Genomic DNA, 23294 nt, shown 5'->3' on the forward strand with positions numbered 1-23294 from the left:
GCCGCGGGAGCGGCGCTGGCCGGCCCCCTCGCGGCGTGGTCGCTCCCGGGGTGCCTGCTGACCGCGGCCGCCGTTCAGCTACTTGCGGCCATGGCCTGTTTCAGGAGGTCAGAACGCCATGGCCTGGGCGCGCCGCTTCACCTCGGTGCCGTGGCTGGTGCGCAGCGCGTTGATGGGCGTGCTCCCGGGCAGCGTGTCGTCTTCGGCGAACAGCCACCGCAGCATCTCGGTCCGGGAGAACCCGGAGTCGGCGAGCACGGTGATCGTCCCGGTCAGGCCCTTGACGACGCCGTCCTTGACGAAGAAGTCGCCGGGCACGCACAGTTCGCCGCGGCGCCGGACCGCGATCAGCTGCCCGTCGCGCAGCATCTGCCGGACCTTGTTGGTCGAGGTCCCGAGGACGGTCGCCACCTCCGTCAGCGGAAGGACCGCGATGGCGGTGTCGAGGATGTCTTCGGCGACAGGAATCCCACTCACAGGTGACACTGTGCCACATTCCGTCCCCTCACCCGCTAGTGCGCATGGGTGACCCGCGAGGTCTCCTCCACGAGGCGTGCGCGGTTCCGTACGATCCATACTCGTGACACGCACCCAACCCAGCCTGGTCGGCACGCTTTTGGAGCGGCGCTACCGGGTGGACCGGCTGCTCGCCCACGGCGGAATGTCTTCCGTCTATCGGGGGACGGACACCCGGCTGGACCGTCCGGTCGCGATCAAGATCATGGACCCGCGCTTCGCCGACGACCGGTCGTTCGTGGACCGGTTCGTGCGGGAGGCGCAGTCCGCGGCGCAGCTGCACCACCCGCACGTCGTGGCGGTGCACGACCAGGGCTTCGACCTGCCCCAGGGTGCGGAGTCGGGCCTGGCGTTCCTGGTGATGGAGCTGGTCGACGGCGGGACGCTGCGCGACCTGCTGGACGACCACGGCCCGCTGGACGTCGCGCTGGCGCTGAGCGTCGCCGAGCCCGTGCTGTCGGCGCTGGCCGCCGCGCACCGGGCCGGCCTGGTGCACCGGGACGTGAAGCCGGAGAACGTGCTGATCGGCCGGGTCGGGCAGCACACCGGCGGGGCGGTGAAGGTCGCGGACTTCGGCCTGGTGCGGGCCGTGGCGAGCGCCGGCACGACCAGTTCGAGCGTCATCCTGGGCACGGTCGCCTACCTCTCCCCCGAGCAGGTCGCCACCGGCGCGGCGTCCTCGCGCGGCGACGTCTACTCGGCCGGGATCCTGCTGTACGAAATGCTGACCGGCCGGGTGCCCTACACCGGTGACACCGCGATCTCGGTGGCCTACCGGCACGTGAACGACGACGTGCCGCGGCCGAGCGAGCTGCGCCCGGACCTGCCGCCGGCGCTCGACGACCTGGTCGTCCGCGCGACGCGGCGGGACCCGCAGCTGCGCCCGGCCGACGCCGGGGAGTTCCTCACCGAGCTGACCGCGGTGCGCGCCCAGCTGGGGCTGCTGCCGGTGACCGTGCCGATCCCGGTGTCCCACGGCCAGGGCGACCTGGCCGACACCGAGCGCACGCTGCCGCGGATCCCGCAGGTCCCGGACACCGAGAAGACGATGCCGGTGCACCGGCCGAACGCGACCCGGGCGCTGAGCCACGCCGCTCCCCCGGCCCTCTCGCCCTCGCTCACCCCGCCGCTCACCCCGCCGCCGCCGCGGCGGCGCAGCCGGCCCGAGCCGGAGAAGCCGCTGGACAACCGCAAGCGGATCCTGGTGATCGCGGCCGCGGTGCTGCTGCTCGGGGGGCTGATCGGGGCGTTCGCCTTCATCCTCACCGACACCGGCGGCGAAAAGACCGCGCAGGTGCCGAAGCTGGTCGGGCTGAACCAGGCCGCGGCCGGTGACGCGCTGCGGGCGGTGAAGCTGAACCCGCGGTTCAGCCAGGAGTACGACAACACGGCGCCGTCGAACACCGTGCTGCGCGCCGACCCCGCGGAGGGCACGACGCTGTCGCCGAACGCGACGGTCTCGGTGGTGCTGTCGAAGGGCCGCCCGCAGGTGCCGGACATCCGGCCGGGCACCGCGCTGCCCGACGCCCAGCAGGCGATCAAGGCGGCCCAGCTGACCCCGGTCCGGGGAACCGACGACTTCGACGCCGAAGTCCCGCAGGGCGCGGTCATCCGCACCACGCCGGCGGCGGGCAGCCAGCTGACCATCGGCGGCCAGGTCACGATCATCGTGTCGAAGGGCCCGATCCCGCTGCCGCCGGTCCCGGACGTCGTGGGCCGGTCCAAGGACGAGGCGTTCGGCCTGCTGCAGCAGGCCGGGTTCGAGCCGTTCCAGGCGGGCGAGGAGTTCAAGCAGGACATCCCGGCCGGCGCCGTCACCCGGACCGACCCGCCGGCGAACGCCACGGCCAAGGCCAAGCGGATCGGCGTGTTCGTCAACAACGCCGTCCAGGTGCCGGACGTCCGGTTCCGCTCGTTCGAGGACGCCCAGAAGATCCTGGAGCAGGCCGGCCTGAAGGCCGACCGCGACGGCGGCCGCGGCCGTGGTCCCGGCGGCGGTGGCGGCGGCGGGTTCGACTTCGTCTTCCAGCAGGACCCGGCGCCGGGCACGTTCGTGGCGAAGAACTCCAAGGTCAAGCTGAAGGGCTTCGGGGGATGATCGGCAGCCGGGGCCGCGTGACGGGCACGATCGGCCCCGGCCTCATCGGTGAGGTGCTCCTGAACGTCCGGGGCGGCACGGAGGCGTTCTACGCGTACCCGGCCGACCCGGAGGAGACGTTCACGTCGGGAACGCAGGTGCTGGTGGTCGACTTCGAACCGCCGCGCACGGTTTACGTCGAACGCTGGCAACCCCTGAGCCGCTGACGGCGACAGCCCGCGGCGCCCTCTCGGCGACCCCAGGCACGCCCTGAGCGGCCGGCGGCACCTCCTCGACGCCCGCCAAACCAGGAAACCGGCCCGCCGGAGAACCGCAGCCGACCGGCCGCCATCCGGCGCCGAATTTCCGTCGAACGCTGGCAACCCCTGAGCCGCTGACGGCGTGGAAGAGGCACCAACACACCACAACAGAACAGAACGAGGGGGGTCGGTGCCATGAGCCTCGTGGAGATCCTGCTGGTTTCCGCCGGTGGCGTCATCGCCGTGCTGATCGTCGTCTTCGGGATCCTGCGGCTGCTGTACAAAGTGGCCGAACCGAACGAAGCGCTGATCATCTCCGGGCTGGGCGTCCGCGTCGACCGCGCGGACACCGCGGACAGCCTGGGGTTCAAGATCATCACCGGCCGCGGGGTGAACGTCATCCCCGGGTTCCAGACCGCGCGGCGGCTGTCGCTGGACACCCGCGGCGTCAACCTGCAGGTCTCGTGCGTGACCAAGCAGGGGCTGCCGGTCACCGTGCGGGCCGTCGTCATCTACAAGGTCGGGGACGACTTCGCCTCGATCGCCAACGCCGCCCGCCGGTTCCTGGACCAGCAAAAAGGCATGAACGACACGATCCACGAGCTGTTCTCGGGGCACCTGCGCTCGATCGTGGGCGGGCTGACCATCGAGGAGATGATCCACAACCGGGACGCGCTCACCGGCGAGGTGCGCCAGTCCTCGGCCACCGAGATGATCAAGCTGGGGCTGATCGTCGACTCGCTGCAGATCCAGGAGATCGACGACGAGTCCGGCTACATCAACAACCTCGGCAAGCCGCACGCCGCCGCGATCGCCGCGTCGGCCCGGATCGCCGAGGCGCAGCGCGACCAGGAGGCCGCCGAGGTCGAGCAGGTCTCGGCCGCGAAGAAGGCCGCCGCGGTCCGCGAAAGCCAGATCCAGCAGGCCGGCTACCAGGCCGAGGTCGACCAGGCGCGGGCGAAGGCGTCGCAGTCGGGCCCGCTCGCCGAGGCGACCGCGCGCCAGGAGGTCGTCGTCCAGGAGACCCGTGCCGCCGAGCTGGAGGCGGCGCTGGCCGAGCAGCGGCTGCAGTCGCAGGTCCGCAAGCCGGCCGACGCGAAGGCCTACGACACGCGGACCACGGCCGACGCCGCCCGTGACGCTTCGATCGCCAAGGCCCAGGCCGAGGCGAGGGAGACCGAGCTGCGGGCCGCGGCGGACGCGACCCGCGTGAAGACGGCCGCCGAGGCCGAGGCCCAGGCCACCAAGGCCCGTGCCGAGGCGATGGCGGGCGCGACCCGGGCGACGGGTGAGGCCGAGGCGGCCGCGGCCAAGGCCCGCGGCCTGGCGGAGGCGGAAGCCGCGAAGGCGCGTGGCCTCGCCGAAGCCGAGTCGGCCCGGGCGAAGGGGCTCGCCGAAGCGGACGCCATCAAGGCGCGGGCGGCGGCGCTGGCGGAGAACCAGGAAGCCGTCGTCGCGCAGCAGCTGGCCGAGCGCTGGCCGGAGATCGTCGAGGCGGGCGCGAGCGCGTTCGGCAACATCGACCACATGGTCGTGCTCAACGGCGCCGACGGCATGTCCGACATGTTCGCCAAGGCGCTGTCGCTCGGCGGGACCGGCGTCGGCCTGGCCCGGCAGCTGATGGACGCCATGGGCAAGCCGGCCGAGAAGGAGCTCGACGAGTCCGCCCGGCGCAACGGCGAACTGAAGCTCAGCGACTGACCCGTCACGCTCGGTGTACGGCCTCTGTGTCCCGGATCACGGGCCGCGGGGGCCGTACCCCCGTTCGGGGGCGGAAATTCCCGCTCGGTTGTCCTACCGTGGGCGCATGGTGCCGGACCGTGCGTCGCGGGCCGTCCGATGAGCTTCTTCACCGGCGGTCCCCGTGAGCGTCCCCTGTTCCCCGTTCCGGAGCAGGAGCTTTACGCCTTCAACGGACGGCACTGGACCGACCCCCCGCGCGAGCACATCGTCCCGGCCGTGCTGCCGTGGGCGCAGCCGCTGGGCCGCTCCGAGCGCACGGTGGTCGCGCTGCGGGCCATCGAGGTGTGGCCGGAAGCGGTGACACTGCGCGTCACGGTGTACTCCCGGGACAGCCTGGTCGAGGAACCCACCGAGGGATTGATCGACCACCGGCGCAAGACCGACTACAACGGGCTGCTCATCGGCGTGCTCTACGCCGACGGCAGCCGGGCGAGCTCCGAGACGGTCTCGGTGCCGTCCGCGTCCGAACCGGACGCCCCGGTGCTGCGGGCCCAGCCGGTCGGCGGCACGCGGTTCGCCGTCGAGCACGAGGTGTTCCTGTGGCCGCTGCCCTCGGCCGGCCCGCTGAAGCTGGTCGTGCAGTGGACGGACCGGGAGATCCCGGAAACCCGCACGACGCTCGACGGCGGCGCGATCCGCTCGGCGGCGAAGGACGCCGCGGAAATCTGGCCGGGGCTGGGCCGGCGGCAGGTGAACGGCCTGCCGGTGCGCCGCGTCGGCAAGCAGGTCGCGCTCACCCCCGATTGGGGCACACCGGTGGCCCAGGCGGAAAAACCCGAGCATGCTCCGGGGGAATGAGTTCTTTCCCCATCTGTGAGCCGGGGCACCACCGCCCGGGGTGTCTCGAATGGCGGAACGGGGTCGCTCGTTAGCGTGGTGGAAACACTTCGACCACCCGGCTGTCACGTCGGGCTGGTGCAGTGGGTTCCTTCCCTTCCGACGCACGTGGCCGTGCGCCCCCCGCGAACCCGGAAAGGTCGCCCATGGCAGGCTCGCCGCTCAGCGCACTCGATGTCGCTTTCCTTTGCCTGGAAAGCGAAACCTCTCCGATGCACATGGGTGCGGTGGTCACCTTCACCGCCCGCGGCCCGGTGGACCCGGCCGCGTTGACGGCGTTGCTCGCGCGACGGGCCGCCCGGCTGCCGAAGCTGCGCCAGCGGGCGCGCACGGAACTGTTCCCGCCGGGCTCGGCGAGCTGGGCCGACGACCCGGGTTTCGTTGCCGCCGACCACATCCACCAGGTCGCCTTGAGCTCGCTGTACGAGCCGGACCCCCTCGCCGCCTACGCGTCGCGGTGGATCGCCGAGCCGCTCGACACGTCCCGGCCGCTGTGGGACCTGACCCTGGTCACCGGGCTGCCGGACGGGAAGTTCGCACTGCTGCTGAAACTCCACCACGCGCTGACCGACGGCGCCGGCGCGTACGCGGTCGCGGCCGGGCTGCTCGACGGCGTCAAGCTGCCGGAAACCGGCGCCGCGCCCCGCCCGATCCCGGCGCCGCGCTCCACTTTGGACACGGTGAAGGACGCGCTGGGCACGGCGTGGGGCCAGGCGAACGAGGCGGCCGGGATCGCGTCTTCGCTGGTGCGCGCCGCACGACCGCCGCTGTCGCCGGTGTCGGCCCCGCCGTCGGCCGAGCGGCGCCTCGGGTTCGTCCGGTTGCCGCTGGCCGAGCTGCGCCGGGTGCGCCGCGCCCACGGCGGGACGACCAACGACGTCGTGCTGGCGGTGCTCGCGGGGGCCCTGCGCGAGTGGCTGGTGAACCGCGGGCAGCGTGCCGACGGCCGCACGCTGCGCGCGCTGATCCCGGTGAGCGTGCGCGGCCGCGCGGGCGATCAGGTCGGCGGCAACAAGCTTTCGGGGTACCTGTGCGACCTGCCGGTCGGCGAGGACGACCCGGTCGAGCGGCTGCGGGTGGTCCGCCGGGTGATGACCCGCAACAAGGCGGCGGGCCCGAGCCGCGGCGCCGGCGCGCTGCCGCTGCTGGCCGGGCGTGTCCCGCCGCTGCTGCACCGCCTGGGCACCCGCACGGCGGGCCGGGCCGCGCCGATGCTGTTCGACCTGGTGATCACCACGGTCCCGGTGCCCCCGGCCCGGCTGTCCCTCGACGGTGCCCGGATGGCGGAGGTCTACCCGTTCGTGCCGCTGGCCCCGCGCCACGCCGTCGGCATCGCGGTCGCGACGTACCGGGATTCGGTCCACATCGGACTGCAGGCCAACGGCGCGGCGGTCCCGGACGTCGGTTCGCTGCGGGACGCGGTCCTGAAGTCCGCGGCCCGGCTGCTCGACGCGTCCTGACGGCGCTCGTCAGGATGTGACACCCGCCGAGCCGACCACCTCCAGGAACGCCAGCGCCTCCGCCCCGCGCGAGCCCGGCGGCGCCGTGTAAAGCACCAGGTGCTGGTCGCCGTCCGGCAGGGCGAGAGAGTCGCAATCGACCGTCACGTCCCCCACCGCCGGGTGCCGGAAGGCCCGGCTGCTCGACGCCTCCTGACGGCGCTCGTCAGGATGTGACACCCGCCGAGCCGACCACCTCCAGGAACGCCAGCGCCTCCGCCCCGCGAGAACCGGGCGGCGCCGTGTAAAGCACCAGGTGCTGGTCACGCTCGGGCTGGGCGAGAGAGTCGCAATCGACCGTCACGTCCCCCACCGCCGGGTGCCGGAAGGTCTTGGTGAGCACCGGCGTCGCCTGCACGTCGTGCCGGTCCCACAGCCGGGCGAAGTCGGCGCTGCCCGCGCGGAGTTCGTCGACGAGCTCGTGCACCGCCGGGTCGGCCGGGTAGCGGGCCAGCGTGGCGCGCAGCTCCGTGACGACGGTGAGCCGGAATTCGGCGGCGTCGGAGATCCCGTACGGCGGCTGGGCCGGCCCCAGGAACGCCTTGCGGGCGAGGTTGCGCTCCTCGGGAGAGGCCTCGGCGAAGTCCTCCATGAGCGCCGCCGCGAGGTCGTTCCAGGCCAGCACCTCGAACGTGGCGGAGATGACGATGGCGGCCGTCTGCGGCAGCCGCCGCAGCAGGGCCAGGATGCTGGGACGCACGTCACGGCGGTGTCGGCCGCTCCGGATGGGCGCGGTGCCCGCCACGACGTGCAGGTGCTCGGACTCCGCGTCGGTCAGCCGCAGCGCACCGGCGATCCCGGCCAGGACCTCGCCCGACGGGCGCGGCGCCCGGCCCTGCTCGAGGCGGACGTAGTACTCGGTCGAGATGTGCGCGAGCACCGCCACCTCCTCGCGGCGCAGGCCCGGCGTTCTCCGGCGCGGCCCGGCGGGCAGGCCGACGTCCTGCGGCCGCAGCCGCTCACGACGGCTGCGGAGGAACGCCCCGAGCTCCTGCTTGTCCATGCTTTCAGTATGCGGACGCCTCCGGGCCCGATCCTGGTACGGATGATGCCTGTCTGCCGGCCGCGGACCGGGGCAGCGTCGAGGGCATGACGAACACCAGTGAATTTCCCCCGATCGGCCTGCTCACCGGGAAGGTCGTGCTCATCACCGGCGCCAGTCGCGGCATCGGCGCGGCCGCGGCCCGCCTCTTCGCCCGCGAAGGCGCCGCCGTCGTGCTGGCCTCGCGCGGCACCGAGTCGCTCGACCGCATCGCCGGCGAGATCCGCGACGCGGGCGGCACCGCCGACGCCGTCGCGCTGGACCTGGCCGATTCCGCGAGCATCCGGGCCGCGGTCGACCACGTCGAGCAGCGGCACGGCCGCCTGGACGGCGCGTTCAACAACGGCGCGGCCATCCAGCAGCCCGGCCCGCTGGAGACCACCGCCGAAGAAGAGATCGACCAGCAGTTCGCGGTGAACTTCCGCGCGCACTGGACCGCCATGACCGCCGAGGCCGCGCTCATGCGCCGCAGCGGCGGCGGGGCGATCGTCAACACCTCCAGCATCGGCAGCCGCCGCGCCAACCCCGCCCTGCCCGCCTACGGCGCCATGAAGCGGGCGCTCAACAGCATCACCGAGACCGCGGCCGTGACCTGGGCCCCGCACGGCATCCGGGTCAACGGGATCACCCCCGGCGGCACCGCTACGGACATGATCGACGTGTGGGAAGCCGCGACCCCCGGGGTCGTCGAGCGGATCAACGCCTCGATCCCGCTCGGCCGCATGGCCGAACCCCGCGAGGTCGCCGAGGCGGCGGCCTGGCTGCTCAGCGACCGCGCGTCCATGGTGACCGGCGCGATCGTGCCGGTCGACGGCGGTGCCGGGGCGTGAGCGGGGTTCAGCCGCGGAGCATCTCCGCGACCAGGAACGCCAGCTCCAGCGACTGCTGGGTGTTCAGCCGCGGGTCGCAGGCCGTCTCGTAGCGGCCCGACAGGTCGACGTCCGAGATCTCCTGGGCGCCGCCCAGGCACTCGGTGACGTCCTCGCCGGTCAGCTCGACGTGGATGCCGCCGGGGTAGGTGCCCAGCTTGTTGTGCACCTCGAAGAAGCCCTGGACCTCGTCGACGATCCGGTCGAAGTGGCGGGTCTTGTAACCGGTGGAGGACTCGTGGGTGTTGCCGTGCATCGGGTCGCATTGCCAGATGACCTTGTGTCCGGACGCTTCGACCTTCTCCACGATCGCCGGCAGCACCTCGCGGACCTTGCCGTTGCCCATCCGCGCGATCAGCGTCAGCCGGCCCGGCTCGGAGCGCGGGTCGAGCCGCTCGACGTACTCCACCGCCTGGTCGGGCGTGGTCGTCGGGCCGATCTTCAACCCGATCGGGTTGGCCAGCAGCTCGGCGAACGCGATGTGCGCGCCGTCCAGCTGGCGGGTCCGCTCGCCGATCCAGAGGAAGTGCGAAGAGAGGTTGTAGAGCTTCGGGTTGGCGGCGTCGGCGTTGTCGAGGCGCAGCATCGACCGCTCGTAGTCGAGCAGCAGCGCCTCGTGGCTGGCGAAGATCTCCGTCGACTGCAGGGACGTGTCGGTGACGCCGCACGCCGACATGAACCGCAGGCCGCGGTCGATCTCGTTGGCCAGCGACTCGAAGCGCTGCGCGGCCGGCGACGCCGACACGAAGTCCTTGTTCCAGTCGTGCACCTGGTGCAGGTCGGCCATGCCGGCGGCGGTGAGGGCCCGGACCAGGTTCATCGCCGCGCCCGCGTTCGCGTAGGCGCGGATCATCCGGCCGGGGTCCGGCACGCGCAGCTCGGGCTTGGCGACCAGGGAGTTGATGATGTCGCCGCGGTACACCGGCAGGCCCAGCGCGTCCGTCGCGGCCGAGCGCGGCTTCGCGTACTGGCCGGCGATGCGGCCGACCTTGACCACCGGCAGGCTCGCGCCGTAGGTGAGCACGACGGCCATCTGCAGCAGCGTGCGCAGGTTGGCCCGGATGTGTGGCTCGGTGTTGGACTCGAACGTCTCCGCGCAGTCGCCGCCCTGCAGGAGGAAGGCCTCGCCGTTGGCGACCATCGCCAGCCGGCTCTTCAGCCGGTCGATCTCGGCCGGGACGGTGATCGGCGGCACGCTCTCCAGCACGCCGCGGACCCGCCGGGTCGCCTCGGGGTCGGGCCACTCCGGCTGCTGGGCGGCCGGCAGCGCCAGCGCCTTGTCGAGCCGCGTCCGCAGTTCGGGCGGCAGGGGCGGCAGCTCGGGCAGTGTGTCGACGGGGACGTCCACAGTCCAGTTCACGCAGACCAGGATAAGGTTCGCGCCTCGAAGCGCTTCGCCCGGTTCGCCACCGCGGCCGGTGACCGGGGCGGGGCGGTCACGCTGCGCGACCACCCCACCCCGGCGGGTGCGTCCCGCTCAGCAGGGCCGCGCCGAGGCGACCGTCAGCCGCACATTGGCGCTCGAGAACGCCGGGATCCGCGTCGGGAAACCGAAGTAGTTCGGCCGGGAATACAGGCACCAGGCGTCCTGACTGCCGTTGCTTTCGGAAAACGCGGTGAACGGCGGGGTGATCGACGGATTCGGCGCCGCCATGCAGGTCGCGGTTCCGCCTGAACCGTAGAGCCACAGGGCTTCCGGAATGCAGATCGGGCCCCGCGCGGCGGGTTCCGCTCCCGCCGAAGGGGCCGCCAGCAGGACCGCGGCCAGCACGGACACGACGAAGAACAACATTCTTTTCATCAGTTTTTCCCCTCATTTCCCCCGAGGGGGAAATGTCCCCCTCACCCTCCAGACTGACAGGTGCCATCGGTCGCGGGGAAGACCCCGTCACGCAGATAGCCCAGCACCGCCGCGTTTCCGCAAGCGTTTTCCCGCGTGAAGACGCCGTGCCCGCCGGCGTCGACGGTCACCATCCGCGCGCGGGCCCCGAACGCCGCCCGCGTCTCGCGCGAGCCGGACAGCGGGGTCGCCGGGTCGCGCAGGTTCTGCACCAGCAGGACGTTCGCCGGACCGGGGCCGCCGACGCGCACCGGCGGCTCGGCGCGTTCGACGGGCCAGAACGCGCACGGGTTCACGTTCGCCGCGGCCGGGCCGAACATCGGGTGCCGCACCCGTTCGCGTTCGACCGCGCGCTGGTAGTAGCCGACCTGCTCGGGCCAGTCGGCGTCGTTGCAGAGCACCTGCAGCTGCAGGGCGGCGTGGTTGTCGCCGGCGGGCGGCCCGGCCGCCGTGCGCGCGGTGCCCGCCCAGTTCCTGGCCACGGCCTGGAAGGACGCGTCGTCGTAGAGGCCGTTCCACGTGTCGGACCGGAACTCCGGCCCCCGGACGGCGGCGAGCTCGAAGAACTTCGCCGTCACCGCCGCCGGCGTCCGCCCCAGGTGGTAGACATCGTCGCGCTGGGCGGCCCACGCGGCGAAGTCCGGGAAGCGGTCGTCGAACCCTTCGGCGAACCGCTGGTTGCCGCCGACGTCGAGGCCACGCGGGCCGAGGACGCTGTCGAGCACGATCCGGTCCGTGCGGGCCGGGAACATCGACGCGTAGGCGGCGCCGAGGTAACTGCCGTAGGAGACGCCGTAGTAGGAGATCTTCTTCTCCCCCAGCGCTTCCCGGATCCGGTCGAGGTCGCGGGCGGTGTTCGCGGTCGTCATGTGCGGCAGCAGGTCCTTTGTGGACGCAGAACCGCATTTTTCGGCCACGGCCCGCGCTTTCGCCGCCGTGGCCACGACGTCCCGCGGCCCGCCGGCGTACGGGCCGAGCACGGCACCGCGCTCTTCCGGCGTCGTCATGCCGCAGGTCACCGGCGTGCTGTAGGTGGTGCCGCGGGGGTCGAAGCCGATGACGTCGTAGGCGTCCGGCAGGCCGGAGCCGCCCATGCGCTGCTGCAGCTGGGCGGGCATGGCGAGCCCGGGGCTGCCCGGCCCGCCGGGGTTCATCAGCAGCACGCCGCGGCGCCGGCCGGGGGTGCCGAGGTGGCGGGACAGGGTGAGCTCGATGGTGCGATCCGGGTGCGCGTAGTCGAGCGGCACGCGCAGGGTGGCGCATTCGAGGCCGGCGGTCGGGGACGGCGACATGCCGTAGTCCGGGCAGGGGGCCGTCCACTCGAGGTTCGGGGCCGCCTCCGCCGGAGGTGCCGCGAGCGAGGGCAGGAAAGCCAGCGCGATCAGGGTTTTCCGCATGCCCCGAGCCTGCCGGGGCCGGCCCGCGCCGACGTCAGCCCAGGGACCGGAACTCCCGCTCCGCCCCTGGGCTGACGGCGGTCACGCGGCTTGCGCGCGGTTGTAGAGGTTCTGCGCGTCGGTGCCGAAGTACGGCCCGAACATGTAGCCCGGCAGGAAGTTGTAGCCGAAGCTGTTCACCGAGGCCTGCACGCCGGCGCCGGTGCCCTCGTTGAACGAGAGGAACCACGGACCGCCGCTGGAACCGCCGGTCATGTTGCAGCTCATGCCGTGGTCTTTGGTCAGCAGGAAGTCGGTGAAGGTGCTGCCGCTGCAGTAGATCAGCTTGGTGCCGTCGTAGGGCGCCGCGGCCGGGTAGCCGAAGGTGTACATGTTCTGGTTCTTCGGCTGGTTGAAGGCGATGCCCTGCGCACCGACGACATCGGTGAGCCGCTGGCCGTTGAGCGGGTTCACGACGGCCATGCCGACGTCGTAGTTGATGTCCTCACTGGCTTCCCACTGCGGCGTGGTGAGGGTGGTCCTCGCCGTCCACTGGCCGTAGGGGGCGTTGCCGTTGTCGTAGCCGGGCACGAAGGTCCATTGGGTGTGCCAGGTGCCCTGGTACTTCACGCAGTGCCCGGCGGTGACGACGACACTGCCGTTGGTGCTGGTGACGGCGTCCCCGGAGCAGGAGGCCTTCTGGCCGTTGAAGAGGAAGAACACGCGCCCGGCGGTCTGGGTGACCTTGCCGCCGCCGGTCCAGGGCCCGCCGCCGTTCGGGATGCTCCGGATGATTTGGCTCTGTCCCTTGGCCACGTCCTTCGGCGTCGCGGCCGGCGCTTTGACGAGGGAGTCCATCGGGACGGCCGCCCGCATGGCATCGGGCGTCCAGAAGGGTTTCGGCGCGGCCTGGGCGGGGGCCCCGACCAGGGCGAACGCGAGCGAGAGGACGGCGGTGACCACCGCGGCCCGGAGTTTCGTGTGCTTCAAGACGCCCCACCTTCCGCAGAAGTGAATCGTCGCAAAGGCGACACAACTACTCGAAAGTAATTGCCGCACCACACACCGCACAGCCGCCGTCCGGCCTAACCGGTTCGCTGTAGCACTTCCGCCGGCAGCGACGACTCTCCCAGCGTGAAACGCCCAGATCACGAGGCTTCCGATCAGCCCTACCCCGTCCTGTCGAACAGGACGATCACCTGGGCGGCGGTGGCGTTGATCCTCTTCGGCGGCGGGCTGGCGACGATTCTCTTGATCACCTTCGGCGACGGCCGGCACGACGCCCAGCTCGAGGCGATCAAGACGGCAGGCACGATCGTGCTCGGCACCGGCGGCGCGGCGGCACTGTGGCTCACCGCGAGGCGCCAGCGGACGAGCGAAATCGCCCTGATCCAGAAGCACCTCGACCAGCAGGCCATCGATCGCGCGCACAAGCTGCAGGAGGAGGTCGCCAGAACCACGAACGCGGACGCGGAATCGCGCAGGATCACCGAGCTCTACGGCCGCGCGGTGGACCAGCTCGGCTCCGACAAAGCCCCCGTGCGCCTCGGCGGTCTTTACGCGCTGCGCCGGCTCGCCCAGGACAATCCGGAACAACGGCAAACCATCGTGGACGTGCTCTGCGCCTACCTCCGGATGCCCTATGAGGCAGCGGACGGAACTCAGGAGGAACAGGTTCGCCTGGCGGCCGAGCGCGTGTTGGCAAAGCACCTCCGGCCAGGCAACGACGCCACCTTCTGGAGCGGAATCGAGATCGACCTCAACCACGCGACACTGACGAACTTCGACCTTTCACACTGCCGATTCGGCCCCGCCGACTTCACCGGCACGCAATTTATCGGAACATCGAACTTCGGTCACGCAGAATTCACCGGGCCTGTTTCGTTCCGCGAGTCCGCGTTCCACGGCAGTGTCTACTTCGAAAAAGCGGCGTTCGGCGACACGGCACACTTCACCGCAGCCACCTTCGAAGGATTTACCAATTTCAGAAACGCCCGCTTCGCGAATATTCTTGGCTTCATGAGCGCCACCATGTCCGATGACACACACTTCAGTAAATGCATCTTCCGCGAGAGAGTGGCTTTCAATGGATCCAATTTCATCAAGGCCGCCACATTCACCGGTTCAGAGTTCCTGCGTGAAGCAGATTTCGGCGGAACCAATTGTCAGCAAGGCGCCAGCTTCCTGTCGGCGGAATTTGCGAACATCTCTTGGTTCTCCAGGGCTAAGTTCCATGGTCCAATATTTATCCTCGACAGTTCGTTCAAGAATTTTCCCTTCAACACGACCGACCCCGATGGACCACTCAAAGGAAAGACTGTCTGGTGCTGGGTGCGAATCGATCTCGGAGAGTCGAAGCGCCACGTATGGCCTCAGAATTGGGTAGTCGAGCCTTCACCCGACCGTCCGGACGGGGTGACCGAAGGTCGTTGGGGCCGGCTTTTGCCCCGAGACGAATCCCTTCGGGCATCGCCTCCCGACGACTGAACCAAGAAAAGGGGCACCCGGCGCGCCGCTGAGTGCCCCTCTTCCGAACGGATCAGACGACCGCGAGCGGCAACGCCGTCGGGTGGACCGGGGCCGGGAGGTCCGACGCACCCGTCAGGTACGTGTCCACCGCGTTGGCCACCGAGCGGCCCTCCGCGATCGCCCACACCACCAGCGACGCCCCGCGGTGCGCATCGCCGCAGACGAACACGCCCGGGGTCTCCGTCTGCCAGTCCGCGCCGCACGACAGGGTGCCGCGGCGGGTCAGGGACAGGCCCAGTCCGCCCAGCAGCGGCATCTCCTCGACGCCTTCGAAGCCGATCGCCAGCAACACCAGGTCGGCCGGGAGCGTCTCGATCTCGTCGTTGACCGGGATGACCTCGCGGCGGCCGGTCGCCGGGTCCTTCTGCACGCGGACCTGCTGCAGCTCCACGCCCGTCACGCGACCTTCGGGCGAACCGACGAACCGCTTGACCGCCATCGCGAACTTCCGCTCGCCCGCCTCCTCGTGCGCCGCGTACGTGCGCAGGATGTACGGCCAGGTCGGCCACGGCGACCGAGAATCGTCGCGGGCGGTGGGGGGCATCGGGTACTGGTCGAGCTGCGTCACCGACAGCGCGCCCTGGCGGGTCGCCGTTCCGTAGGAATCCGCGCCGGTGTCGCCGCCGCCGATGATCAGGACGTGCTTGCCCTTCGCGTCGATCGCCGGGGGGCCGTCGCCCTCGACGTACTTGTTGGCCGGCACCAGGTGCTCCATCGCCAGGTGGATGCCCGCCAGCTCGCGGCCCGGCGTCGTCGTGTCGTCGCGGCCGCGCAGGGCGCCGACCGCGAGCACGACCGCGTCGTACTGCGCGCGCAGGTCCTCCACCGACAGGTCGACGCCGACCTCGCAGCCCGTCACGAACCGGGTGCCTTCCTTGCGCAGCTGCGCCAGGCGGCGGTCGAGGACCTTCTTCTCCATCTTGAACTCGGGGATGCCGTAGCGCAGCAGCCCGCCGAGGCGGTCGTCGCGCTCGAACACCGTGACCTCGTGCCCGGCGCGGGTCAGCTGCTGGGCGGCGGCGAGCCCGGCCGGCCCGGAGCCGACGACGGCGACCCGGCGGCCACTGGACACTTCGGACACCTGCGGCTGGACGTAGCCCGCTTCCCAGGACTGGTCGGCGATCGTCTGCTCGACGCGCTTGATCGACACCGGCCCGCCCGAGAGCGGCGAGATGGACAGCACGCAGCCCGCCTCGCATGGCGCCGGGCACAGCTTCCCGGTGAACTCGGGGAAGTTGTTGGTCGCGTGCAGCCGGTCGCTCGCCGCGGCCCAGTCACCGCGGCGGACCAGGTCGTTCCACTCCGGGATGAGGTTGCCCAGGGGGCAGCCGGAGCCGCCGGAATGGCAGAACGGGATGCCGCAGTCCATGCACCGCGACGCCTGCTTGCGCACCTTCTCGTTGCGCTCAGCGGAAGGAACGTCCGCGTAGACCTCGCCCCACGAAGAAAGCCTTTCATCGTAAGACTTCTTCGGCGGCTCTTCGCGGTCGTACTTCAGGAAACCGGTCGGGTCAGCCACGAGCGGCCCCTGTGTCTTGCGGGATATCCGCACCCAGTCGGCCCTCGCGGCCGGGGCTTCGCCAATTGTCAGCCACGAGCGGCCTCCATGATCGCCTCGTCGACGTCGCGGCCGGCGGCACGCGCCGCCTTCGCCGCGTCCAGGACCCGCTGGTAGTCGCGTGGCATCACCTTCGTGAACGCCACCGACCGGCGCGGCCAGTCGCCGAGCAGCGAGGCCGCCACCGCGGAGCGGGTGAGATCGTAGTGCTGTTGCACGGTTTTCTTGAGCCACGCCAGGTCGTCGGCGGTCGGCCGCAGCAGGTCCACCATGTCCTGGTTGACCTTCTTCGCGTCGACGTCGAGGACGAAGGCGATGCCGCCGGACATGCCGGCCGCCAGGTTGCGCCCGGTCGGGCCGAGTACCACCGCGCGGCCGCCGGTCATGTACTCGAAGGCGTGGTCGCCGACGCCCTCGGCGACGACCGTGGCGCCGGAGTTGCGGACGCAGAAGCGTTCACCGACCTGGCCGCGCAGGAAGATCTCGCCGCCGGTGGACCCGTAGGCGATCGTGTTGCCCGCGATCGTCTGCGCCTCCGCGGCGAAGGACGCCTGCGGGTCGGGGCGGACGATGATCCGGCCGCCGGAGAGACCCTTGCCGACGTAGTCGTTCGCGTCGCCGACCATGTCGAGGGTGATGCCGCGCGGCAGGAACGCGCCGAGCGACTGGCCCGCCGACCCGGTGAGGGTGACGTGGATCGTGCCCTCGGGCAGGCCGTCCCCGCCGTAGCGGCGGGTGATCTCCGAGCCGAGCAGCGTGCCGACGGTCCGGTTGACGTTGCGCACCGGCAGCTCGATGTTCACCTGGTGCGCGTCTTCCAGCGCCGCCTCGGCGAGCTGGATGAGCGTGCGGTCCAGGGCGTGCTCGAGGCCGTGGTCCTGGCCGCGGGTGCGCCGCTTCGCGCCGCCGTACGGGGTCTCGGTCGGCATCTCGAAGATCGGCGCCAGGTCCAGCCCGGACGCCTTCCAGTGGTCGACGGCCTCGTCGGTGTCCAGCAGCTCGGCGTGGCCGATGGCCTCGTCGAGAGTGCGGAAGCCCAGTGCCGCGAGGGTTTCCCGGACTTCTTCGGCGACGAACTTGAAGAAGTTGACCACGTGCTCGACCTGGCCGGTGTAGCGCTTGCGCAGCTCCGGGCTCTGCGTGGCGACACCGACCGGGCAGGTGTCGAGGTGGCAGACGCGCATCATGATGCAGCCGGCGACGACGAGCGGGGCCGTCGCGAAGCCGTACTCCTCGGCGCCGAGCAGCGCCGCGATGACGACGTCGCGCCCGGTCTTCATGGCGCCGTCCACCTGCACGGTGATCCGGTCGCGCAAGCCGTTGAGCAGCAACGTCTGCTGGGTCTCGGCGAGGCCGATCTCCCACGGCGTGCCCGCGTGCTTCAGCGAGTTCATCGGCGACGCGCCGGTGCCGCCGTCGTGGCCCGAGATGAGCACGACGTCGGCGTGCGCCTTGGACACGCCGGCCGCGACCGTGCCGACCCCCAGCGCGGACACCAGCTTCACGTGGATGCGGGCGTGCTCGTTGGCGTTCTTGAGGTCGTGGATCAGCTGGGCCAGGTCCTCGATGGAGTAGATGTCGTGGTGCGGCGGCGGCGAAATGAGGCCGACGCCCGGCGTGGAGTGCCGGGTGCGCGCGATCCACGGGTACACCTTGTTCGGCGGCAGCTGGCCACCCTCGCCGGGCTTCGCGCCCTGCGCCATCTTGATCTGGATGTCGTCGGCGTTGACCAGGTACTCGCTCGTGACGCCGAAGCGGCCCGAAGCCACCTGCTTGATCGCGCTGCGGCGCTCCGGGTCGTAGAGCCGCTCGGGGTCTTCGCCGCCCTCACCGGTGTTGGAGCGGCCGCCGATCCGGTTCATCGCGATGGCCAGGGTTTCGTGCGCCTCGGCCGAGATCGAGCCGTACGACATCGCGCCGGTGTTGAAGCGCTTGAAGATGGCCTCGGCCGGCTCGACCTCGTCGAGCGGCACCGGCTCGCGGACGCCGTCCTTGAACGCGAACAGCCCGCGCAGCGTGCCGCCCTCGCGGTAGAGGCGGTGCACCTCTTCGGTGTACTTGCGGTAGACCTCGTCGCGGCCGGTCTTGGACGCGTGCTGCAGCAGGAACACCGTCTCCGGCGTGAACAGGTGCAGTTCGCCCTCGCGGCGGTAGGCGTACTCGCCGCCCGTGTCGAGTCCACGGTGGACACGGTCGGTCGGGTTTTCCGGGTAGGCGCGGCGGTGGCGCGTCGCGACCTCTTCGGCGAGCACTTCGAGGCCGACGCCGCCGAGCTTCGACGACGTCCCGGTGAAGTACTCGTCGAGCAGGTCCTGGCTCAGGCCGAGGGATTCGAAGACCTGGGCGGCGGTGTACGCGCCGACCGTCGAGATGCCCATCTTGGACATGATCTTCAGGACGCCCTTGACCAGCGCCTGCACGTAGTTGCGGATCGCCTTGGCGGCCTCGATGCCGGTGACCGCGCCCTGCCCGATCATGTCTTCGATGGTCTCGAAGGCCAGGTACGGGTTGACCGCGGCGGCGCCGTAGCCGAGCAGCAGCGCGATGTGGTGCACCTCGCGCGCGTCGCCGGATTCGACGACCAGCGCGACGCGCAGGCGTTCCTTGGTGCGGACCAGGTGGTGGTGCACCGCGGAAACCAGCAGCAGCGACGGGATCGGCGCCATCCGGTGGTCGGAGTCGCGGTCGGACAGCACGAGCGTGCGCGCGCCGGCCGCGATGGCCTCGGACGCCTCGCGCCGGACGCGCTCGATGGCGCTCGCGAGCGCTTCCGCGCCACCGTCCACTTCATACAGTCCGGACAGGACGCTGCAGGCGAAGCCGGGGAGGTCGCCGTCGTCGTTGATGTGGATGAGCTTGGCGAGCTCGTCGTTGTCGATGACCGGGTACGGCAGCTTGAGGTGGCGGCAGGACGCCGGGCCGGGGGCCAAGAGATTGCGCTCCGGGCCCATGATCCGCGCCATGCAGGTGACGAGCTCTTCGCGGATCGCGTCGAGCGGCGGGTTGGTCACCTGGGCGAAGTTCTGCTTGAAGTAGTCGTAGAGCAGCCGGGACCGCTTCGACAGCACCGCGGGCGGGGTGTCCGTGCCCATCGAGCCGATCGGCTCGGCACCCTTCTCGGCCATCGGCGCGAGCAGGATCTTGAGCTCTTCCTCGGTGTAGCCGAAGGAAAGCTGGCGCCGCAGCACGGAGTCGTGGCTCTGCACGACGTGGTCGCGGTCGGGCAGCTCGGCGATCTTGAGCAGGCCCGCGTGCAGCCACGAGTCGTAGGGCAGCTCGGCGGCCAGCGCGGACTTGACCTCTTCGTCGTCCACGATCCGGCCGGCCTCGGTGTCGACCAGGAACATCTTGCCGGGCTTGAGCCGCCCCTTGGCGACGACGTCCTTCGGGGCCACGTCCAGGACGCCGGCCTCGCTCGCGAGGACCACGCGGTCGTCGGCCGTGCGCCACCAGCGGGCGGGACGCAGGCCGTTGCGGTCCAGGACCGCCCCGACCAGGCTGCCGTCGGTGAAGGTGACGCAGGCCGGGCCGTCCCACGGTTCCATCAGGCTGGCGTGGAACTGGTAGAAAGCGCGGCGCTCGGGCTTCATGGTGGCGTGGTTCTCCCACGCCTCCGGGATCATCATCAGCACCGCGTGCGGCAGCGACCGGCCGCCCAGGTGCAGCAGCTCGAGAACCTCGTCGAAGGACGCCGAGTCCGACGCGTCCGGCGAGCAGATCGGGAACAGCCTGCTCAGGTCGCCGGAGATGACGTCGGATTCCAGCAGCGCCTCGCGGGCCCGCATGCGGTTGCGGTTCCCGCGGATGGTGTTGATCTCGCCGTTGTGGGCCACGAACCGGAACGGGTGCGCCAGCGGCCACGACGGGAAGGTGTTGGTGGAGAAGCGGGAGTGCACCAGCGCGATGGCGCTTTCCAGCCGCTCGTCACGCAGGTCGGCGAAGAACGCGGGCAGCTGCTCCGGCGTCACCATGCCCTTGTAGACGATCGTCCGCGAGGACAGCGAAGGGAAGTAGGTGCCGCAGCCGGCGTTCGCGCTCTCGTTCTCGACGCGCTTGCGCAGGCAGAAGGCGAGCCTGTCCAGCTCCACGCCCGATTTCCGGTCACCGGCCACGAAGAGCATGGCGAAGTGCGGCATGACCGAGCGGGCGGTCGGGCCGATGTCGGCGCGATCGGCGTCGACGGGGACCGCCCGCCAGCCGAGGACCTCCAGGCCCTCCTCGACGGCGATGCGTTCGGCGAGCCCGACGGCCTTGCGGCGCTGCTCGGCGTCCTGCGGCAGGAACGCGATGCCGGCGGCGTAGGTCTGGTGCCCCTGCTCGTCCGGTGCGGGCAGCTCGAAGCCGGCTTCGGCCCGCAGCAGCGCGTCGGGCAGCTGCAGGAGGATGCCGGCGCCGTCGCCGCTGGTGGGCTCGGCGCCCGCGGCGCCGCGGTGGTCGAGGTTCGTCAGCGCGGCCAGGCCGTCGGTGACGATGCCGTGGGAGCGGCGCCCGCGGATGTCGGCCACCATGGCCACACCGCAGGAGTCCTGCTCGGTCTCCGGGTCGTACAGACCCTGCTTGCCGGGCATGGCGGAGAAGATCAACGGGACCTCCTTCGTCGTCTTGTCGTGCGGGGCCGGGTTACCGGCCGGGGAGCGCACGGGACGACGATGGCCCGCTTGTTAGCGCGACTTTAACACCTGGGAAACACCGCAGCAGCACTTCAGAGCGCCTCGGACGACGTCGGACGGTAACGATCTGGCTGCGCGGAACGACAGAGTTCCTGATGGGTTCCCGGTAGTTCGTTCCGCTAAGTATACGGCCCGCCGACCCCGCTCAAAACCACTGTGGCGTGATCGCCGCACTGTGTCCCCGCTCACTAGAACGTGTTACATTTCGCCGCATGATCCTCGATCGGTTCAAGCTCACCGACCAGGTCGCGGTGGTCACCGGCGCCGGACGCGGAATCGGCGCGGCCACCGCGGTGGCCCTCGCCGAAGCGGGCGCCGACGTGGTGATCGCCTCCCGCACATCCGCGCAACTCGACGAGGTGGCGTCCCGCGTCTCGGCCGTGGGTCGCCGGGCTTTCCCGGTGCCCGTCGACCTCTCGTCGCCCGACGCGGCGGCCGCGCTGGCGGAGACGGCGGTGTCCGAGTTCGGCCGGCTCGACCTGGTGGTCAACAACGTCGGCGGCACGTACCCGCGCCCGTTGCTGGAGTCGACGGTGGACTTCATGGAGGAAGCGTTCCGCTTCAACGTGGCCACGGCCCACGCCCTGACGGTGGCGGCGGCGCCATCGCTGGTGAAAACGGGCGGCTCGGTGGTCAACATCTCGTCGGTGATGGGCCGGGTCTCGGGCCGCGGCTTCGCGGCGTACGGAACGGCGAAGGCGGCCCTGGCGCACTACACCCGCCTGGCGGCGGCGGACCTGGCCCCGCGCGTCCGCGTCAACGCGATCTCGGTGGGATCGGTGGCGACGTCCGCGCTGGAGATCGTGGTCGGCAACCCGGAGCTGAAGGAGAAGATGGAGTCGGCGACACCCCTGGGCCGCATCGGCGAGGCCGAGGACATCGCGGCGACGGTGGTGTTCCTGGCGTCCCGCGCCGGCGGGTACATCACGGGCAAGATCCTCGAGGTCGACGGCGGGTTGCAGGCGCCGAACCTGGAGCTGGGCCTGCCCGACCTCGGCTGACCGGCCCGCTTGGACTCGCTCGGGCCTTGCTCCGGCCTGTTCCGCCCGCCCGAAACTGTCGGTGCCACCCGGTAGCGTGGAAACCGGGGGGCGGAGCCCCAAGCCCGGTTCCGGCGCTTGCGGGACCGGCCAGCAGACCGGCGAGTGTCCCGAATGACTCATTCGGGACGTGCAAGGTCCCGAATGAGTCATTCGCGACCTCCGGGGTGACGCACCGAAGGCCGCCACCAGGCATCCTGGGGCGGCCTTCGCAACGCGAGCGATCAGCTCTCGTCGGTCTTCTTGGGCTCCTGCGCCGCTGCCTCCGAGGAAGCCGGCTTCTCCGCGGCAGCCGGGGCATCGGCCACCACCTTCGCGGGCTCGGCGGTCGCGGACCCGGGCTCGCCGCCCTCCGACGACGACGCCGCCGCCTCCGACGAGGCCGCAACCTTCACGTGCTCCGGCTCGCCGCCCTCCGACGACGACGACGCCGCCTCCGACGAGGCCGCGACCTTCACGTGCTCCGGCTCGCCGCCCTCCGAAGAGGAGGCCGCTTCCGAAGACGAAGCCGCTTCCGACGAAGCCACCGGAACCTCGTCCGGCCCCACGGCGTCCTTGCTCACCAGCGTCTCCGGCGCCTCCCGCGGCCCCCGCCGTCCGGCGAGCACGAAGTACACCACCGCCGCGAGGAACAGCAGGATCGACGTCCACACGTTCACCCGCAGCCCGAGGATGTGGTTCGCCGTGTCGGTCCGCATCATCTCGATCCAGCCGCGGCCCACCGTGTACCCGGCCACGTACAGCGCGAACGCCCGCCCGTGCCCGAGCTTGAACTTGCGGTCCGCCCACACCACCAGCAGCGCGACCAGCAGGTTCCAGAGCAGCTCGTACAGGAACGTCGGGTGGACCGGGCTCTCCGGCAGCGGGATGTGGCCCGTCGCGACGCCGTTCAGCAGGTTGTCCGGGTCCTCCGGGTTGAAGCGCTGGTAGACCTCCAGGCCCCACGGCAGGTCCGTGTGCGCGCCGTACAGCTCCTGGTTGAAGTAGTTGCCGATGCGGCCGATCGCCTGCGCGACGACGATGCCGGGGGCGAGCGCGTCCGCCATCGCCGGCAGCGGGATGCCCTTGCGGCGGCAGGCGATGAGCGCGCCCACCGCGCCGAGGGCGATCGCGCCCCAGATGCCGAGGCCGCCGTCCCAGATCGCGAACGCGTTCCACGGGTTGCGGCCCTCGGTGAAGTACAGCTCGGGGTCGGTGATCACGTGGTACAACCGGCCGCCGACCAGGCCGAACGGCACCGCGAACACCGCGATGTCGATCACCGTGCCCTTGGTGCCGCCGCGGGCCGCCCAGCGGCGCTCGCCCCACCAGATCGCCACGATGATGCCGGCGATGATGCACAGGGCGTACGCGCGGAGCGGGATCGGTCCCAGGTGCCAGACACCACGGTCGGGGCTGGGGATCGTCGCGAGGTAGGCGCTCATCACGCGGCCACCGT

The 23294-nt window shown here is 71.1% G+C and carries 18 protein-coding genes; 8 read left to right on the forward strand and 10 right to left on the reverse strand.

Annotation, left to right across the window (positions count from 1 at the left end):
* Positions 1-108: 108 nt before the first annotated feature.
* Positions 109-477, reverse strand: coding sequence for an Rv2175c family DNA-binding protein (locus AB0M30_RS10305; protein ID WP_364582246.1), 369 nt, complete (start codon positions 475-477; stop codon positions 109-111).
* A gap of 103 nt (positions 478-580) precedes the next feature.
* Here AB0M30_RS10305 and pknB point away from each other — a divergent pair, with 103 nt between their 5' ends.
* The 5 genes from pknB (at position 581) to AB0M30_RS10330 (ending at position 6893) form a co-directional block, all read left to right on the forward strand.
* Positions 581-2614 carry a Stk1 family PASTA domain-containing Ser/Thr kinase gene (gene pknB, locus AB0M30_RS10310; RefSeq protein WP_364582249.1) on the forward strand — a complete coding sequence of 678 codons (2034 nt, stop codon included), beginning with the start codon at positions 581-583 and terminating at the stop codon, positions 2612-2614.
* Entirely contained in the window at positions 2611-2820 is a 210-nt protein-coding gene (locus AB0M30_RS10315; RefSeq protein WP_003100783.1) for a hypothetical protein, read from the forward strand. The genes pknB and AB0M30_RS10315 overlap by 4 nt, the downstream gene beginning before the upstream one ends.
* A gap of 228 nt (positions 2821-3048) precedes the next feature.
* On the forward strand, positions 3049-4554 hold the full coding sequence (locus tag AB0M30_RS10320) for an SPFH domain-containing protein (protein WP_364582251.1): 1506 nt from the start codon (positions 3049-3051) through the stop codon (positions 4552-4554).
* A 138-nt stretch (positions 4555-4692) separates the two neighbouring features.
* Positions 4693-5394, forward strand: a complete 702-nt coding sequence (locus AB0M30_RS10325; protein WP_364582253.1) for a hypothetical protein — start codon at positions 4693-4695, stop codon at positions 5392-5394.
* Between the two features lie 185 nt (positions 5395-5579).
* On the forward strand, positions 5580-6893 hold the full coding sequence (locus AB0M30_RS10330; protein WP_364582256.1) for a wax ester/triacylglycerol synthase family O-acyltransferase: 1314 nt from the start codon (positions 5580-5582) through the stop codon (positions 6891-6893).
* Positions 6894-6902: 9 nt separating this feature from the next.
* Here the strand turns inward: AB0M30_RS10330 and AB0M30_RS10335 are convergent, their stop codons facing one another.
* Both AB0M30_RS10335 and AB0M30_RS10340 read right to left on the reverse strand, forming a co-directional pair.
* Positions 6903-7112 (reverse strand): hypothetical protein, encoded by a 210-nt coding sequence (locus AB0M30_RS10335; RefSeq protein ID WP_364582259.1) that lies wholly within the window; start codon positions 7110-7112, stop codon positions 6903-6905.
* Positions 7099-7935, reverse strand: a complete 837-nt coding sequence (locus tag AB0M30_RS10340) for a helix-turn-helix transcriptional regulator (RefSeq protein ID WP_364582262.1) — start codon at positions 7933-7935, stop codon at positions 7099-7101. Before AB0M30_RS10340 ends, AB0M30_RS10335 begins: the two co-directional genes overlap by 14 nt.
* 86 nt (positions 7936-8021) lie before the next feature.
* On the opposite strand from AB0M30_RS10340, the gene AB0M30_RS10345 reads away from it, so the two are divergent.
* The gene (locus AB0M30_RS10345; protein WP_364582265.1) at positions 8022-8804 is read left to right on the forward strand and encodes an SDR family oxidoreductase; all 783 of its coding nucleotides are present in this window, start codon (positions 8022-8024) and stop codon (positions 8802-8804) included.
* A 7-nt stretch (positions 8805-8811) separates the two neighbouring features.
* Here AB0M30_RS10345 and AB0M30_RS10350 read toward each other — a convergent pair whose 3' ends face one another.
* From AB0M30_RS10350 to AB0M30_RS10365, 4 genes are all read right to left on the reverse strand, one after another.
* On the reverse strand, positions 8812-10203 hold the full coding sequence (locus AB0M30_RS10350; protein WP_364582268.1) for a class II 3-deoxy-7-phosphoheptulonate synthase: 1392 nt from the start codon (positions 10201-10203) through the stop codon (positions 8812-8814).
* A gap of 117 nt (positions 10204-10320) precedes the next feature.
* Complete coding sequence (locus AB0M30_RS10355) at positions 10321-10644, reverse strand: hypothetical protein (RefSeq protein WP_364582271.1); 324 nt, start codon at positions 10642-10644, stop codon at positions 10321-10323.
* A 41-nt stretch (positions 10645-10685) separates the two neighbouring features.
* Positions 10686-12080 (reverse strand): alpha/beta hydrolase, encoded by a 1395-nt coding sequence (locus AB0M30_RS10360; protein WP_364582274.1) that lies wholly within the window; start codon positions 12078-12080, stop codon positions 10686-10688.
* Between the two features lie 81 nt (positions 12081-12161).
* The gene (locus AB0M30_RS10365; protein WP_364582277.1) at positions 12162-13049 is read right to left on the reverse strand and encodes a peptidase; all 888 of its coding nucleotides are present in this window, start codon (positions 13047-13049) and stop codon (positions 12162-12164) included.
* A gap of 144 nt (positions 13050-13193) precedes the next feature.
* On the opposite strand from AB0M30_RS10365, the gene AB0M30_RS10370 reads away from it, so the two are divergent.
* Positions 13194-14546 carry a pentapeptide repeat-containing protein gene (locus AB0M30_RS10370; RefSeq protein ID WP_364582279.1) on the forward strand — a complete coding sequence of 451 codons (1353 nt, stop codon included), beginning with the start codon at positions 13194-13196 and terminating at the stop codon, positions 14544-14546.
* A 52-nt stretch (positions 14547-14598) separates the two neighbouring features.
* Here AB0M30_RS10370 and AB0M30_RS10375 read toward each other — a convergent pair whose 3' ends face one another.
* Positions 14599-16107, reverse strand: coding sequence for a glutamate synthase subunit beta (locus AB0M30_RS10375; RefSeq protein ID WP_364582282.1), 1509 nt, complete (start codon positions 16105-16107; stop codon positions 14599-14601).
* Between the two features lie 68 nt (positions 16108-16175).
* Complete coding sequence (gltB, locus tag AB0M30_RS10380; protein ID WP_364582636.1) at positions 16176-20729, reverse strand: glutamate synthase large subunit; 4554 nt, start codon at positions 20727-20729, stop codon at positions 16176-16178.
* A 299-nt stretch (positions 20730-21028) separates the two neighbouring features.
* Here gltB and AB0M30_RS10385 point away from each other — a divergent pair, with 299 nt between their 5' ends.
* Positions 21029-21817 (forward strand): SDR family oxidoreductase, encoded by a 789-nt coding sequence (locus AB0M30_RS10385; RefSeq protein WP_364582284.1) that lies wholly within the window; start codon positions 21029-21031, stop codon positions 21815-21817.
* A gap of 263 nt (positions 21818-22080) precedes the next feature.
* Here AB0M30_RS10385 and lgt read toward each other — a convergent pair whose 3' ends face one another.
* A complete protein-coding gene (gene lgt, locus AB0M30_RS10390) occupies positions 22081-23280 on the reverse strand; it encodes a prolipoprotein diacylglyceryl transferase (protein ID WP_364582287.1) in 1200 nt (399 codons plus the stop codon).
* Between the last annotated feature and the right edge of the window lie 14 nt (positions 23281-23294).

The organism is Amycolatopsis sp. NPDC051716 (assembly GCF_040681595.1).
In the GTDB taxonomy this organism is placed as follows: Bacteria; Actinomycetota; Actinomycetes; order Mycobacteriales; family Pseudonocardiaceae; genus Amycolatopsis.

Excerpts from the sequence above, each read along its gene's own strand:
- AB0M30_RS10345 (WP_364582265.1), top strand. The coding sequence starts at position 8,022 with ATGACGAACACCAGTGAATTTCCCCCGATCGGCCTGCTCACCGGGAAG.
- lgt (WP_364582287.1), bottom strand. The coding sequence starts at position 23,280 with ATGAGCGCCTACCTCGCGACGATCCCCAGCCCCGACCGTGGTGTCTGG.
- AB0M30_RS10315 (WP_003100783.1), top strand. The coding sequence starts at position 2,611 with ATGATCGGCAGCCGGGGCCGCGTGACGGGCACGATCGGCCCCGGCCTC.
- AB0M30_RS10360 (WP_364582274.1), bottom strand. The coding sequence starts at position 12,080 with ATGCGGAAAACCCTGATCGCGCTGGCTTTCCTGCCCTCGCTCGCGGCA.
- AB0M30_RS10340 (WP_364582262.1), bottom strand. The coding sequence starts at position 7,935 with ATGGACAAGCAGGAGCTCGGGGCGTTCCTCCGCAGCCGTCGTGAGCGG.
- AB0M30_RS10325 (WP_364582253.1), top strand. The coding sequence starts at position 4,693 with ATGAGCTTCTTCACCGGCGGTCCCCGTGAGCGTCCCCTGTTCCCCGTT.
- AB0M30_RS10385 (WP_364582284.1), top strand. The coding sequence starts at position 21,029 with ATGATCCTCGATCGGTTCAAGCTCACCGACCAGGTCGCGGTGGTCACC.
- AB0M30_RS10330 (WP_364582256.1), top strand. The coding sequence starts at position 5,580 with ATGGCAGGCTCGCCGCTCAGCGCACTCGATGTCGCTTTCCTTTGCCTG.
- AB0M30_RS10320 (WP_364582251.1), top strand. The coding sequence starts at position 3,049 with ATGAGCCTCGTGGAGATCCTGCTGGTTTCCGCCGGTGGCGTCATCGCC.
- AB0M30_RS10355 (WP_364582271.1), bottom strand. The coding sequence starts at position 10,644 with ATGAAAAGAATGTTGTTCTTCGTCGTGTCCGTGCTGGCCGCGGTCCTG.